Below are 15,448 nucleotides of genomic sequence, written 5' to 3' on the forward strand. Positions count from 1 at the left end.
TTTTGCAGTTGTTCCAGCCCGATCTCCCTCCCTTAGCCCGGGTCACCGGGCATTTTCCATACCTGACTTTATGTATTTCGGCTGTTATGTGATGTATTAGGTCCTCGGCGTGGAGGCCGCAGTCAGGTCCACTTCCTCACCCGCTACCTGGCGCTGGTGATAGAGAAGCCAATCGAGCACGCGCTGGGGCGACGCCACTCGGCGGGCGCGACGCTGAAGTATATAAGGAATCCGGAACGCACCTTGGTCGACGCCATCAGTTTCGCATTCGATCCCAGTGTCGTCCTGGGTGACGCGTCCGCTACGAGAGGTCCTGAACCTATGGGAGAATCTGGAGCCATGACCACTATCATCATGCATACGACGCATGATAACCGTGGACAACTGTTTTTGGCTTTATTCCAAAGTTTTCCATTCTTGGGAAGTCTGCCGGTTACGCTCGTTTTCCACAAGGCCCCCACAGGCACCCAAAAATAGTCCGGGAACACCGCCAACCGCGACTCCAGACGTTTGTCGTCCCTCGGAGCGGTGGCGGATACGGCGCACACCATGCATTTCCACCGCTGGCTGCAGGCCTTGATCCTTCGGTTCTTCCGGCACGCCATGTCTTTGCAGCTCTGTCATTGGTCTGTGAATTTTGAGTATTCCGGCTTGAGTTTGAGATTGAATGTGCACGGCGAGAGCCATAGGTGTTTAGCGAGGATGAGTTCGGTTTCGTTCGGATCCGTCTTTTCGTCGTATAATCCCGGGCGGTGCGCTATGAGCACGGTGTCCGCGTACTGGCATACAGTGTCCGAATTCTTGAGGTGGAGGAGCAGAGGTCTTCTGCCGTCTATGCGTGCCCGCCCCTGTTCCATTGCCGATGTCACAATGATGGCGGTGTCGATCTCGTTGGCGAATGATGCGAGTCTGTCCAGCGCCCTGCCTAATTCGCATCCTGAATTGTCGGCAACTGCGTCGATGTGATGCAGAGCTATGAGTTTCAGGTCGACGGTTCTTTTCAGTCTGCGGCAGGCATCCATGATGGAATCCAGAGTAATGGATCGTTCTGAATTGACATACAACGGCATATGCTCGCAAAGCGAGCAGAATGCGTCGCATAATCCCCCTTTCGTCCTCATCGAGACTGTCGTCCGAGAGGAGGGCTTTCATCGGCATGTCGGTTTCCGCCGACATGATGCGCACTGCGATTTCGTAGCTGGACAATCGAGGACAGAAGATGGCGGACGGCAGTCCACTCACGGCTGCGTGGCGCACGATATCCAGCTGCAAGTTCCTCGAATCAGCCAATGTCCATCCAGAGATGACCGTGAGCGTACCTCGGGCGAACCCGTTGGTGCGCTTGTCGTATTCCTTGAATCCGCTGGGCACGTAGTTTCCGTCCGCTGGATTGATGCGCTGCTTGCTCACCAGCTCCATGACCCGCAGCATCGCCGGATATATCGGCTTCAGGGCACATGAGCCTTCCCCGCTATGTGCGTCGGCTGACGCATTGCCGCCCCTGTGTTGCGTGACGGTGTGGTTCATCTTGGTTCCTTTCCATAAAACGATGTTACAAGCATACATGCTTATGTGGTATCTTATATACAAGATAACTTTGATACAAAAAAAGGAGGTACCAGCGATGGCGACATTGTTGCTCTGTTGCAGGCATCTGGTCATTGACCCGTGCAATCGCGTGCCCGGTCATCTTCCTCGGTCCGACAGGTGGCTGGATGGCCAGAACGATAAGTTGACGCAAGTTGTATGTGATTGGCTGTCTGATCTGGCTTGGGTCGGGTGGCGCGTGGAGGCTGGCGTTGATTCGTTCGATTCCAATGCGGTTGACGTGCGGGACCTGCTGGAACTGCGTCCGGAGCGTGGGGAACGTGACGATCAGGGGTTTCGGGTCTCATGGTTTTCCGTCGAGCGTACCGATTCCGGAAAAACGCGAGTGTTTGACGAAGGTGGCGACGAGGTCGATGCCGAGTTCTTCGAGTGCGAGGCGTATCAGCGGCTCTGGAAAGCCGTCGATTTGCTATGGCTGATTTTCGAGACCGGAAAGAAAGGTGACGATTCCGACCCCGACAATCGCTGCCGCTCTCTCTGCCACCGGCCGGAATCTTCCTATGAAGATCCATCGCCTCCCGATTTGGCGATCCGTCTCCTGACCGCCAAGCGATCCTTGCGGCGGTTGCGGGAATCATTGGGATCTTTCCCCGGATACCGGTTGACGCTGTTCGGAGAGGAGGGCTTCATCGTGGACGACGCGTGGTTCGAAATCATGGGGCAGGGCTGCGATCGGCTCAATGAACGCGTGCACGCCTATGCGACACGGCCGTCATGCGCGAATCCCCCGGACGACGACTTCGATCGAGAATCGATTCCACCATCTGCATACACACTGTAAAATAGACAAAAATCGAAAGGATCCGCAATGCTTACCACCGACATCGATGTCGACCGCTCAATCGTCACGTTTCGCGGTGAGGATGACAAGACGGAGCTGACTGTTTCCACAGCTCCCCTTTCCACCGTCGAGGCGACTCCGGCCGCCCATCTTATCCCGTCTCCCGGTGTCAGTGCCGAGACCGCACTGAAACAGACCGCGGAGATCATCACATCGCTTACCGACTCGAACGGTTACATTCACATTGATTTTTCGGATGTCATTTCCATCTGTGCATCCGCGGCCATACGCATCATACGGTTCAATGCCGGTGATGATCCGAGCAAGGCGTTCTCGGACGTGCTCGCCGCACAAGGCATCGACCCGTCATGCTGCGACGGGGCGCTGATCAACATTGGAGCTCCCGCCAATATTGGCCTGGCCGAAGCCACCTCATTGGCCACAATCGTGCAGGAAGCGATCCAAATCGTTACCGGAAAACAAAGTCTCCATTGGCACGCCTGTCTCTGCCGACATGATTCGTCTGCCTCTTTCGATCGCGGACTTGTCAGGGCAGAAAAAACAGGAAGACGCACCAGCCGCGGCGGCATGTCGAGCGATAATACATCACGGCCCTCTTCGACCTTGCTCCCAGTAATGGCAAGTTTTCCCAAGGCAAGTCCTTTGGCCCGCCGGTCATACTCGACGCATCCCATAGGTATATACCGGCCCTGGCCTCGCACGCTTGAACGCACATCGGTCAAATCCATCGCGCGGGCCATCACGTCATGGACCGTGAAGGCACCATTCCGAGTTCCGATTCCTTCCTGCTTCATAGCGACCATGGCCAGTCCTTTCGTCTCGACCCGAGTGCTTTCCTCATTCGATTACATCTTATCTTGTATGCACATTATCTTTTATATAAGAACTTTGGACATGGGCAAGAGATCCAGTTGATCCCGGTCCAGCGCGAATTTCCGCATGCCGGATATCGCGGCAACAGTGGCTCATTGCGTCGCTTGGTAATCCATCCCGATCCTGGAAACGCCTACGCCGGGTAGGTAAGTCCTGTTCGTGCGCGTTCAGCCGCGTTGGCACGATGGGAAGACGGACATCGGAGATCCCCCGGCAGAGGATTGCTACCTTGTAATCCTTCCATCTTGGAAAGAGGATGAAAGGATCACAAGGTTGTAAGATATAGGGCATGACTGAAATTGTGACGATGAAACTTGGTCCCCGCAGGGAACTTGGCTGGGTCGAGGACCTGCCAGAGGGCGGCACTCGGCATCTGGTGGGATGGGATCCCAAGATGGAAGGCGACTTCGAGGAAATCTGGCGCTCCGGCAACAGCTGGTGGCGGCTCGAACCCGGCCGGGCGGTCCGCTGCGATCTCGGCATCATCCTGACCCCCGACAACGTGGTGGCATGCGTCGCCAAGATCAACGGCATCATCAAGCGCGACGATATGCGCATGGGCTTTATCGGCAAGCCGATCCACGGCGACTACGACAACTGGATCGGCAAAATCCTCGAACGCAACGACTCCAAGAACCCCATCGCCTACTTCGACGAGCGAGCCATCCTCCCTCCCAGCAAAGTCACCAAAGACACTGAAAAGCTTAATCGCTAATTTGATGGCTTGCACCGCCAGACAAGCTCGGTCTTGTACGTGCCGTTGACGGATTCAGACATGGCATTGGCGTAGAAGTCGCCGACCATGCCGGTCGACAACAGCATGCCATATTCCATCACCCGAAGGTGGTGTACAGCGTGTTGATGTACTACGGCATCATGATGGCTGTGGTGAACGAGACCATCCGCACCACCATGCACGTAGGTGATGTTGACGGCATACAATCGGTTCGACGACTCGGCCTCGAACTTCCTGTTCACAAGGTCGGGACTGCCGCCTAGACGCGAAATGTTTTTCTTCTGGATAGATAAATGGCCGTCTCTCTACCGTAGAGACGGCCAGAATACTGAATCTTAAAGACTTAGTTGTTGTTATATCCATGCTTGCGACTGTCCAACGCTTCCTTCCACCATGATTCGCGTTTGAGGATACGCTTGTCGTCAGTACGTTCATTCCAATTTTCGAGAAGCGTGTAGGTGAAATTGTCCTTCACGTAGTCGAAGCCCTTTTCTTCTACTATTTTCCTGAGCTCAACATCGCCGCCATGACCGTTTTGCACGTAATCCGACCAACGCTTCAACAACATGCCCTTATCGCTTGTAGCCGACCCGACATACAGTTTTCCAGTCGCACGATCGGTAATCACATACACGCCTTTTTGGTGTTCCAAAGCATTACGCCAGTCCATAAGATTCCTAACAATGATGCGCTCAACTTCACGCCATGGAAGGCTGATCTGGTCATAACCGGGGAACGGATTATCATCAAACACGTCAGGCAAGACCTGAACCACTTCAAACTCATCCACGACTGTATCAGCATTCCGGAACTGGTACCGCCCCTTGTGGAATCTGATGATGACGCGACCGTACAGCGGCTTGTACTGCGCAAACTCCTTACCCTCATAGGCATAACTGTCCCACACGTCTAAATCTCTGACGACTTTCTGCATAGTTGCGAACAGCCAAAGGTTAGGATCGTTCTTTAACCTCACTAGGCAGATTGCATTTTCGCCAACATTAAAATGGTTCTGCTTACGACGATGAAACAACCAGCCAAGAATTTCTTCCGGATTCCTCTTGAACACTTCAATCGGATCATCATTGCTCCCTCCAGGAACGATGCAGAATCTAATCTTGGTGTGCTTCAGCTCCTCATCGTTAAGATGAAGCAAATCGTTCAGTGACAGGATCTCGTTCATCTCTGCTCCTTTGCATCAGACGAAGTGGCCATGTTTTTCCGTCTTTATAAGGAGGCGGCCTACATCGATTGGTCTACATAATACTCGGTTTCGGCCTGTTCCGGTGTCCTACAGCCCAATGACTGGCGTAGCCGCTTCGAGTTCCACCACGAGACTCACCGGAACGTCGCCAGCTCCAGGTCGGCCGGATCCCGGAACGGCTTGCACCGCCATACCAGCTCAGTCTTGCAAACGTCGTTGACGGATTCAAACATGGCATTGTCGTAGAAGTCGCCGACCATACCGGTCGACGGCAATCCCATATTCCATCACCTTGGCGATGTACACGAGGCTGATGTACTGCGTCCCGTGATCACCGTGGTGCACGAGACCATCCGTGCCACCATGCACATAGGTGATGTTGACGGCATACAATCGGTTCGACGACTCGGCCTCGAACTTCCTATTCACAAGGTCGGGACTGCCGCCTAGATGCGAAACTTCTCCTTCGGACATGTAAATGTCCCCTCCCGGAGAGATGTCCAGGCTCTGTGAAGAACGTCAGCATCCTGGTCATCATCGGCATCAACCGCGAGACGATCGACGTGACGGAGGGGTACGAAAGAGAACGAGGCCGGCTGAGGACAGTTCGTCAGAGGCATGATCGAACGCGGATTGGAGGGGGCAACCGCCAGCTGTTTTACGCGAAGACATCGGGGAGGCCACTACCTACCTGCTGCCGGAGTATCGGACGAACGCCGCAGACGCATCTGCACGAACAACATGACGAACGATTGAGCCGGAAAACTGTCGACGGCGTGACCGCGTCATCGACAGTTTTCCGGATGGCAACAGCGCCCCTCATGCTCGTCTGCACTCGTATCCACTACGTCACAGCCGACGAATAATCAGCCCGTCGCTACCTCGATATGTCCCGACTCGATGACACCCTACAGGCAACGAACTGATCATCACACCACAGACGGGCAAGACCATAAAAGCGCAAACTTTCGGACACTACATCAAAACCCCGGTCTCAAGCCCATGAGACACTGGGAACCATGACCACTATCATCATGCGCACGACCGAAGGCGACATCAAGATCGACCTGTTCGACGACAAGACCCCTGAAACCGTGGCCAACTTCCTTGGCCTGGCCACCGGTGAGAAGGAATGGACCGACCCGTTCACGAGCCAGCCAAGCCATGAACCGTTCTATGACGGCCTGACCTTCCATCGCATCATCAAGGACTTCATGATCCAGGGCGGCTGCCCGCTGGGTACCGGAACCGGTGGTCCGGGCTACAACTTCGATGACGAGATCGTACCTGGCCTGACCTTCGACCGCCCGTACCTGCTGGCCATGGCGAACGCAGGCCTGCGTCGCGGCATGGACGGCAAGGTCCATGGCACCAACGGCTCCCAGTTCTTCATCACCACCGTGCCGACCGAGTGGCTCAACGGCCACCACACCATCTTCGGTGAGGTTGCGGACGATGAGTCCAAGGCGGTTGTCGACAAGCTCGATGCCGTGGCGACCGACCGTTCCGACGCTCCGCTTGAGCCTGTGGGAATCACTTCGATTGAAGTCCTGAAGTGACGCGATCGGCATAAACGGGAGAGCAAAGCCTTTGAAATGGAACGGGTCCCGATTGCTGGACTGAAGGAATTCAGATTCGGTAATCGGGACCCGTTCCATTTCAAAGGCTTTTTGTCTCGCTCCATCGTGCTTCGCGCACCGACTCCCCCATCAGAGGGAGGGAGCCGCTAAATCCTTCGCAAACGGGGTTCGGCGGAATCCTTGGCTCCGGTAATGCGATACACGTCGAACACCCCTTCAATCCTGCGCACGGCGGCAAGCAGGGTGTTCAGGTGCTGAGGATCGGCCATCTCAAAGCTGAACTGGCTGGTCGCCACACGATCCGTACCGGTGGAAATCGTGCCGGAGATGATGTTCACGCCATGGTCGGACAGTACACGCGTCACATCGCTCAACAGGTGAGGACGGTCGAGCGCCTCCACCTGAATCTTGACCATGAACACGCCCTTGGTGCTGGTCCACTGCACGTCGACCACACGTTCGGGCTGCCGCTTCTGTAGATCCAGCATGTTCTGGCAGTCCACACGATGCACGGACACGCCTTGGTTGCGCGTGATGAAGCCGATGATCTTATCCCCCGGCACCGGCATGCAGCAACGGGCCAGTTTGACCCAGATGTCGCCCACGCCCTTGACGGAGATGCCCAGCGAGCTGGTGGTGTTCTTCTTGCTACGCTCGACCTGCTTGAGCGGCAGCGCCTCCTGCTCCACCTCTTCGTCGACTTCATCGCTGCCGGCGTCCTTCACCAGATGCGAGATCACGTTCTGTGTGGAGATCTGGCCGTCACCGATGGCCGCAAACACGGCATCCGCATTGGAGAGGTTGAGTTCATCGGCGAGGCCGACCAATGCCTCGGGGGTCAGCAGCGTGGTGATCGGCAGATTGCGTTTGCGCATGGCTCGCGTCAGCTCATCGCGGCCTTCTTCGATGGCTTCGGTGCGGCGTTCCTTGCTGAACCATTGACGGATCTTATTACGGGCCTTCGGGCTTTTGGCGAAGCTCAGCCAATCACGGGACGGGCCTGCGGTATCGGATTTGGAGGTCAGAATCTCGACGGTGTCGCCGTTCTCCAGCTTGGTATCCAACGGCACCAGACGTCCGTTCACACGGGCGCCCATGGTACGGTGGCCCACTTCGGTATGTACGGCGTAGGCAAAGTCGATCGGCGTGGCCTCGGCCGGCAACGACACGATCTTGCCCTTCGGCGTGAACACATAGACTTCCGCCGAACCCAGATCCTCCTTCAAGGAACCGAGGAATTCGTTGGAATCCGGAGTCTCGCTCGTCCAATCGGCGAGCTGCTGGATCCATTTGAGGTTATCGGCTTCGGAAAGCTCCTGATTCTCACCACGCTTACGGTCGGACTTGTCCGGCGCCGACAGGGCACGGCCCGCCTGCCCGTTCTCCTTGTACTTCCAGTGCGCCGCAATACCGAATTCCGCACGACGGTGCATGTCCCAGGTTCGGATCTGAATCTCCACCGGCTTGCCGCCAGGACCCACCACCGTGGTGTGCAGGCTCTGGTACATGTTGAGCTTCGGCATGGCGATGTAATCCTTGAAGCGTCCCGGAACGGGGCTCCAGCGCGCATGCACGGCACCCAGCGCCGCGTAACAATCCTGAATGGTGTCGACGATGATGCGTACGCCGACCAGATCGTAGATGTTGGCGAAGTCATGGCCGCGCACGATCATCTTCTGATAAATCGAGAAGTAGTCCTTCGGGCGTCCGGTCACATAGGCCTTGATATGCTGCTCGTCGAGATCCTCATTGATTTCGGCGAGGATCTGCTTCAGATACACGTCGCGCTGACCGGCCCTGCGGGCCACCAGCACCACGATCTCGTTATAGATCTTCGGGTAGAGCACCTTGAAGCTGAGCTCTTCCAACTCGGTTTTGATGGCGTTCATACCGAGTCTGTTCGCCAGCGGCGCATATACGTCAAGCGTCTCATGCGCCTTCTTCTGCGCATTCGAGGGCTTGACGTAACGCCAGGTACGGGCGTTGTGCACGCGATCGGCAAGCTTGACCACCAGCACGCGCACGTCACGGCTCATGGCCACCACCATCTTGCGGATGGTCTCGGCCTGCGCGGAATCACCGTATTCCATCTTGGAAAGCTTGGTCACGCCATCAACGAGCCCCGACACGGTATCGCCGAACTCGGCACGGCATTCCTCAAGCGTGTAGTCGGTGTCTTCGACCGTATCATGCAGCAGACCCGCCGCCACAACAATCGGCCCCATGCCCAAATCGGCGAGAATCTGCGCGACCGCAAGCGGGTGGATGATGTAGGGCTCGCCGGATTTGCGCCGTTGCGTGCAATGCTGCTTGACGGCACGCTGGTAGGCGCGCGCCAGAATATCCATATCCTCGTCGGGATGGTGGTATTCACACATCTTCAGAATCGGTTCAAGCGGATCAAGAGGATTCGTGCTGATCTCACAACCCAACATGTGGGCCGAATGCACCTCGTTCTCATCGTCGCCCATCTTCCACCTCCTCTTGCAATGTTCCCTATCCTACCCGCGCTTCACGGCACGACCGACGTATCCGACCGCGTGTTGTGCGGTCGGATGAATGCGTGGCGGTCGCTTCAGGAAGCCACACCGGTCGAGCCGAAGCCGCGTTCGGCGCGATCCGAACCCGGCAGCGTCGCCGCCGGAATGAATTTCGCCTCGACATAGCGCTGGATCACCAGTTGTGCGATGCGGTCCCCCGGCTGGAAGGTCACGGTACGCTCCGGATCGAGGTTGATCAGCGGAACCTTGATTTCGCCACGATAACCGGCATCAATCGTGCCCGGAGCATTGAGCACGGTGACGCCACGTTTGACGGCAAGACCGGAACGGGGATGCACCAGGGCCACATAGCCCGCCGGCAGGGCAATGGCCACGCCGGTGGGCACCAACGCCCGCTGGAACGGCTTCAATACGACCTCTTCGGTCGTTTTGAGGTCCGCACCGGCATCTCCGGCATGGGCATAATACAGTTCCGCAGGTTGGTCGGGATCCAGCGACTTTACTAGAACCTCGACGTTTTCCGGCTCGTTATATGCTTCGTCGAACGCCATCAGGCAGCGCACTCCTGGCAGACGGGCTGTCCGTCCGCGGTGGTGTAGGCCAGCTGACTGCGATGCTTCACCAGGAAGCATTCGGAACAGATGAATTCATCTCCCTGCATGGGAATGACGGTCACCGAGGCGTCTTCATTGCTCAGATCGGCACCGGGCAACTCATAATCCTCGGCGATGGCGTTCTCGTCATCGTCCATGTCGTTGGAGGAATTCTGCGAGCTTTTGCCCAGAGCCTGGAGCGACTCCTCGTCCTCGTCCTTGTTGCGCGGGGAATCATAATCCTGTGCCATCGCGATTCCTTTCGTCATCTATGGTGCTTATGCGCCATAGAATACATGACATTTACCCCGCATAGGATACACGATTTGAAATACTCGTAAAATCCGACACGTGGGGCACAATGGAAATGGTAATGACCGAAGAAGGAAAGTGGTGTGCTCATGCCTGAAAATCCGTTCGAGGAAGCCCGGTTCGACCATGTGGGGGAAACCGGCGAACTCGTCTTTGCTTCAGGTGCCGGAAAATTCGCCGTGAAAGTCGATGATGCGCTTGAGAGAGCCATTTTGGAGGCCAAGCAGATTCGTTCCGAGGTGCAACAGGAACGTCAGCCGCATGTGTCCACGACCTTGCCGATCTCGCAGATTCAGTCGCTGATCCGTGCCGGCGCCGATCCCGCACGGGTCGCGGAACGATATGCTTTGAGCGAGGCTCTTGTCCGGCGTTTCTCAGCCGCGGTCGAAACGGAAAAACAGTACGCCATAGAGCAGTTCCTCGCCGTACCCGCACCAAAGGAAAGCCGCGTACGCACGCTTTCGGAACTTATCGAACGCACGTTCGCGGCGGCCCGCGTTCGTTTGGAGGACGTGACCTGGAAGGCCACGCGCCGTGGACTGGAACCTTGGAAGATCACCGCGCAGTTCACGTCCAGCGGCCACACCATCCGTGCCGAGTGGACATGGAATATGCATGACAACGCCGTGACATGCCTTAATTCGACCGCCAAGAAACTCATCGGGGAGCAGGGCACGCCGAAGGCGGGAAACACCGAGTCGCACACTGTCGACGAGGATTTTCTGACGTCGTTGAACCTGCCCGGCAATTCCGCACGCTCCGCCCGTATCGAGCAGACCGTCTCCGCTTGGAATACGCCTGAGCCGACCATGCCCGCCGCCCGCCCGACATCGGTTGCGCCCTCCGTGCCGCTGTCTCCCATTGATTCGGGCATGACCGCAACGGCACCTCCGATTCCCGAAGGCGCGGGAGCCGTGCCGATGCCGCAATCCTCGAACGAGCCCGACGCGCAGACGCAACCCACGCAGGATTCACCGCAGGCGCAGCCGGAAGGCGGGGCATCATCCCATACGCCCGCAACGCCCGATGAGCATGGCCAAAGCGCCACGAAGGCGAAACGTCGTGCCGGACGTTCCGCAGTGCCCAGCTGGGACGAGATTCTGTTCGGCGACTGACGCTCCCGCGACGTGGCGTCAGGCCATGTCGATCAGGCAGGGGATGTCCGATTCCAGCATGGTCAACGATCCATGCACGCTGGGCAGATGCGTCGCCTTCTCGGCCTGCGTCCGCGAATCGACGATGGTCACGGATTGCGCGGCCGATACGATGACGTCGCCCAGCATCGGTTCCACATACGGTTCGACGGGCCCGTACACGCCTTGCGCGATCGCTTCGGCGCGCGTGCGCACCTGCGCCCGCTCCCCCAGAAAATCACGCCAGCGCATGGCGATATCTTCGGGGTTTTCGTCACGTTCGGCATAGAGCATCACGCAACGCGGCTCGCCGCCGATATTCGCCACCCCCTGTGAAAGCCGGGGCTCCTCGGCTATGTCGATGCGCTGTTCGGGATTGGCGGTGATCATGCCATGATCCGCCACGATGACGATCAGCGTGCCTTTGGGAAGGCTGCGCCTGAGCAGGCCAAGCTGACCGTCCACCCGCTCGAAGGTGCCGATCCACTTGTCAGAGTCCCAACCGTAGTTATGGCCGACTTTGTCGGTATCGCGCAGGTAGACGTAAGTCAATCCCGGTTTTTGCGCGGCTTTCGCGGCGGCCGCGATCCTTCTGCGCGGATCCGTGTTGGAGATGTAGTCGGTGCCGCGCAACGCGGATTGCGTCAGCGCGGAGAATGCGAATTTCGGCAGCCCGGAACTGGTGACGCGCACACCCCGTTCGGCGAGACGCTCGAATACCGTAGGCTGACGTTGCAGATCAAGCGGAGCCATCGCGTTGCTGAACGATATCAGCTGGCAGATCTCGCCATTGTTCGGATTAAGCTGCGTATACCCGGTCATGCCGGTCAATCCGGGGCAGGTGCCGGTACCGAACGAGGCCATGGCGGCCACCGTGGTGCTCGGCATGCAGGTGGCGATCGGACGCTGGTTGGAGGAATCGTTCATCAACGAACGGAGGTACGGCGCATGGCCGAGCCTCATGTTGAGATTCCAGTAGCCAAGGCCATCGACCAGCACGATGACCACCGACCGGGCCTCGGGAAGCCCCAACGCGGCTTGCAGGGCAAGCGGATCCCGGTGGATCGCGGTGGGTACCGGACTGCCGAGGGCTGCGGAAATCGCCGGAAGCACCGCCGAAAGATGCAACGCTCCCCCACGTTCGCGCAGCTCCGGCCCTCCATCGCCGTATTGCGCGGGCGAGGTCATGACAAGCAGCTCCTGCATATGCGGCACTTCAACACTCATGCCTCCATTCAAGCACCGCGTCGCGTCAGAAGCCGGCATATCGGATGGCCGCGGCGTTCACCGAACGCGAAACCACCATGGCCTTGATGGGACCGCATGTATTGCAATGCATGGAATTCGGCGCTACCGGCTGGTAACATGGGCAGGTTGATTACCGTCCGACGACTGTGAGGGAGAATCACTGCATGGTATCGCACCGCAAACCGGCAAAACCCGCCTTTGACCCACGTACGGTCAAGGAGCACATCGTCGAGACGCCGTTGAACGAGGAAATGAGCAAGTCGTTCCTCGAGTATGCGTATTCGGTGATTTACGCCCGCGCGCTGCCCGACGCCAGGGATGGCCTCAAGCCCGTGCAACGCCGCATCATCTACCAGATGGGTCAGATGAACCTCTCCCCCGACCGGCCGTATATGAAATCGGCTCGTGTGGTCGGCGAGGTGATGGGCAAGCTTCATCCGCATGGCGATTCCGCGATCTACGAGGCCATGGTGCGCCTTGCGCAGCCGTTCGCGATGCGTCTGCCGTTGGTGGACGGCCATGGCAATTTCGGCTCTCTTGATGACGGCCCGGCCGCATCCCGATACACCGAGGCACGCATGGCGCAGGCCGCACTCGGCATGAATGCGGACATTGCCGAGGATACCGTCGATTTCACCCCCAACTATGACAACAAGCTTCAGGAACCAACCGTTCTGCCGTCGGCCATTCCGAATCTGCTGGTCAACGGCGGCTCCGGCATCGCCGTCGGCATGGCCACGAACATGGCCACGCATAATCTTGGCGAGGTCGTGGCGGCGGCCAAGCATCTGATGGGGCATCCTGACGCCACGCTGGAGGACCTGATGCGGTACGTGCCGGGTCCGGATTGGCCGAGTGGTGGCGTGATCGTAGGTCGTAACGGCATCCGCGAAGCGTACGAGAGCGGACGCGGCGCGCTGACCACACGTTCGGTGACGCATATCGAAAACGTGACGGCCCGCAAAAAGGCCATCGTCGTGACGGAACTGCCGTTCATGGTGGGACCGGAACGTGTGCTGGAGCGTATTTCCGAGGGCGTGAAGAATCGTAAGCTGGAGGGCATCTCCGGTGCGATCGACCTGACGGATCGGCATAACGGCACGCGCCTGGTCATCGAGATCAAAACCGGTTTCGACCCGAACGCCGTGCTGGCGCAGCTGTTCAAGCACACGCCCCTGCAAGACAACTTCACCATCAACAATGTGGCTCTGGTCAACGGCCGCCCGCACACCATGGGATTGAAGGAAATGCTCGAGGTGTGGGTGGACCATCGCCGCGTGGTGATTCGCCGCCGCAGCGAATTCCGCCGGAAGAAGGCGCTGGAACGCCTGCATCTGGTCGAAGGCCTGTTGCTGGCCATGGTCGATATCGACGAGGTCATTCAGGTGATTCGCTCCTCCGATGATGCCGAGGCCGCGAAGACCAGACTGATCGCCGTGTTCGATCTGGATGAGATCCAGGCGCAGTACATTCTCGACTTGCGTCTGCGCCGTCTGACGAGGATGAGCCGTATCGAACTTGAGGCCGAACGTGACGATCTGAAGCGGCGTATCGAGGAACTGGAGCGTATTCTCGCCTCCCGTGAGGCGTTGGATGGCGTGGTGATCGATGAGATGGATGAGGCAGTCGCCAAGTATGGCACGCCTCGCCGCACCGTGCTGTTGGATGAGGATGCCGATGGCGCACTGGTGCCGGTGACCGCGCATGGCGATGACGGCGTTTCCGCCACGGCGCTGGCCGCCGCCCGTGCCGCCGCGACCGTATCTTCGGCGGCTGCCGATGTGGCGGCCGCCGCAAAGGCCGCGAAAAAGGCCGGTGAGGATAATGCGACCGCAGCCGCCCTGCAGATTGACGATGAGCCCTGTACGGTGATGCTGAGCGCCACCGGTCTGATCGCCCGCACCCATGAGGATGCCATGGAACGCTGGGAGAATCGTTCTGGCTCGGATGCGCGGGTCAAGGATGATCAGATCATTTCGATCTTCCGTACGACCACGCGTTCCTCATACGGTCTGATCACATCCGCGGGTCGTTTGGTGTTGGCGCATGTGGTTGAATTGCCAACCGTTACCTCGGATGGTCCGTTGGGCGTTTCCGGCGGCGTGAAGGCCGAGGAACTGCTGGGCATGACGGAAAATACCGATCCGATTCGTGGCGAACGCGTGATTGCCGCCATCGCGATGCCTTCCGTGGATGATGCCGGCAAGGATGGCGATGCCGCCGAACCGACCCCGTTGGCGTTGGGTACGCGCAATGGCGTGGTCAAGCGTTGGAACCGCGAGTCTCCGACCACTATGGATTCCTGGAGCGTCATCGATCTGAAGGATGACGATGAGGTGCTGGCCGCGGCCGAGGCGAAGGATGAGGACCGTCTGGTATTCGTGTCCACGGATTCCTCGCTGCTGACATTCGAGGCGAAGAACGTGCGCCCGCAAGGCCGTACCGCCGGTGGCATGGCGGGCATTCGTCTGGCCGCCGGCTGCTCGGTCGCCGCATTCGCCGTGGTTCCGGCCGAAAAGGTCGCCTGGACGTATGACGAGGGCGAGAACGGTCTGTTCTCCGCTTCCGGCGCCGTGGTACTGACCGTCGCCGGTGATTCCGAAGCGTTGCCGGGCACGGAGAACGGCTCGGCGAAGGTCACGCCATTGGAGATGTACCCGACCAAGGGCCGCGGAACCGGTGGCGTACGTTCGCAGCGATTCCTGAAGGGCCAGAATACCCTGATCTTCGCTTTCGTGGGCGCATATCCGATTCATGCCTCCACGGAGAGCGGCTCCGGGGTGGAACTTCCCAAGCCCGACATGCGCCGGGACGGCTCCGGCACCGATCTGGCCGCCCCCATCGCCGTTGCGGGCTGA

The 15,448-nt window shown here is 58.4% G+C and carries 13 protein-coding genes and 1 pseudogene; 6 read left to right on the forward strand and 8 right to left on the reverse strand.

The genetic code is table 11. The annotated features are described in order from the left end of the window. Positions 1-396: 396 nt before the first annotated feature. Both BMOU_RS11270 and BMOU_RS11640 read right to left on the reverse strand, forming a co-directional pair. The gene (locus BMOU_RS11270; protein WP_160118308.1) at positions 397-624 is read right to left on the reverse strand and encodes a hypothetical protein; all 228 of its coding nucleotides are present in this window, start codon (positions 622-624) and stop codon (positions 397-399) included. Continuing rightward, positions 621-1,121, reverse strand: coding sequence for a DnaB-like helicase C-terminal domain-containing protein (locus BMOU_RS11640; RefSeq protein WP_412093556.1), 501 nt, complete (start codon positions 1,119-1,121; stop codon positions 621-623). The genes BMOU_RS11270 and BMOU_RS11640 overlap by 4 nt, the downstream gene beginning before the upstream one ends. A gap of 503 nt (positions 1,122-1,624) precedes the next feature. Here BMOU_RS11640 and BMOU_RS00525 point away from each other — a divergent pair. The 3 genes from BMOU_RS00525 (at position 1,625) to BMOU_RS00535 (ending at position 3,998) form a co-directional block, all read left to right on the forward strand. Beyond that, positions 1,625-2,389 (forward strand): hypothetical protein, encoded by a 765-nt coding sequence (locus BMOU_RS00525; RefSeq protein WP_034873768.1) that lies wholly within the window; start codon positions 1,625-1,627, stop codon positions 2,387-2,389. Between the two features lie 27 nt (positions 2,390-2,416). Beyond that, on the forward strand, positions 2,417-3,325 hold the full coding sequence (locus tag BMOU_RS11445; protein ID WP_034873769.1) for an FtsZ/tubulin family protein: 909 nt from the start codon (positions 2,417-2,419) through the stop codon (positions 3,323-3,325). Between the two features lie 247 nt (positions 3,326-3,572). Beyond that, positions 3,573-3,998 (forward strand): hypothetical protein, encoded by a 426-nt coding sequence (locus tag BMOU_RS00535; protein WP_003839681.1) that lies wholly within the window; start codon positions 3,573-3,575, stop codon positions 3,996-3,998. A 364-nt stretch (positions 3,999-4,362) separates the two neighbouring features. Here the strand turns inward: BMOU_RS00535 and BMOU_RS00545 are convergent, their stop codons facing one another. Together BMOU_RS00545 and BMOU_RS11455 are read right to left on the reverse strand one after the other, a co-directional pair. Beyond that, positions 4,363-5,202: a GIY-YIG nuclease family protein gene (locus tag BMOU_RS00545; protein WP_034873773.1), complete on the reverse strand. Its 840-nt coding sequence runs from the start codon at positions 5,200-5,202 to the stop codon at positions 4,363-4,365. Between the two features lie 15 nt (positions 5,203-5,217). After that, positions 5,218-5,670 (reverse strand): annotated as a pseudogene (locus BMOU_RS11455) (IS3-like element ISBlo10 family transposase); the annotation flags it as partial. Positions 5,671-6,242: 572 nt separating this feature from the next. Here BMOU_RS11455 and BMOU_RS00555 point away from each other — a divergent pair. Then, a complete protein-coding gene (locus BMOU_RS00555) occupies positions 6,243-6,782 on the forward strand; it encodes a peptidylprolyl isomerase (protein ID WP_034873775.1) in 540 nt (179 codons plus the stop codon). 167 nt (positions 6,783-6,949) lie between these two features. Here BMOU_RS00555 and BMOU_RS00560 read toward each other — a convergent pair whose 3' ends face one another. From BMOU_RS00560 to BMOU_RS00570, 3 genes are all read right to left on the reverse strand, one after another. Next, on the reverse strand, positions 6,950-9,274 hold the full coding sequence (locus BMOU_RS00560; protein ID WP_034873776.1) for a RelA/SpoT family protein: 2,325 nt from the start codon (positions 9,272-9,274) through the stop codon (positions 6,950-6,952). A 104-nt stretch (positions 9,275-9,378) separates the two neighbouring features. Beyond that, positions 9,379-9,855 (reverse strand): dUTP diphosphatase, encoded by a 477-nt coding sequence (gene dut / locus BMOU_RS00565; protein WP_034873778.1) that lies wholly within the window; start codon positions 9,853-9,855, stop codon positions 9,379-9,381. Further along, positions 9,855-10,148 (reverse strand): DUF4193 domain-containing protein, encoded by a 294-nt coding sequence (locus BMOU_RS00570; protein ID WP_034873781.1) that lies wholly within the window; start codon positions 10,146-10,148, stop codon positions 9,855-9,857. Before BMOU_RS00570 ends, dut begins: the two co-directional genes overlap by 1 nt. 150 nt (positions 10,149-10,298) lie before the next feature. Here BMOU_RS00570 and sepH point away from each other — a divergent pair, with 150 nt between their 5' ends. Beyond that, complete coding sequence (gene sepH / locus BMOU_RS00575) at positions 10,299-11,324, forward strand: septation protein SepH (protein ID WP_034874398.1); 1,026 nt, start codon at positions 10,299-10,301, stop codon at positions 11,322-11,324. An 18-nt stretch (positions 11,325-11,342) separates the two neighbouring features. Here sepH and BMOU_RS00580 read toward each other — a convergent pair whose 3' ends face one another. Then, complete coding sequence (locus BMOU_RS00580; RefSeq protein ID WP_034873783.1) at positions 11,343-12,569, reverse strand: alkaline phosphatase family protein; 1,227 nt, start codon at positions 12,567-12,569, stop codon at positions 11,343-11,345. 185 nt (positions 12,570-12,754) lie between these two features. Between BMOU_RS00580 and BMOU_RS00585 the strand changes: the two genes are divergently transcribed. After that, positions 12,755-15,448, forward strand: a complete 2,694-nt coding sequence (locus tag BMOU_RS00585) for a DNA gyrase/topoisomerase IV subunit A (RefSeq protein ID WP_034873784.1) — start codon at positions 12,755-12,757, stop codon at positions 15,446-15,448.

The organism is Bifidobacterium moukalabense DSM 27321 (assembly GCF_000522505.1).
Taxonomy (GTDB): Bacteria; Actinomycetota; Actinomycetes; order Actinomycetales; family Bifidobacteriaceae; genus Bifidobacterium; species Bifidobacterium moukalabense.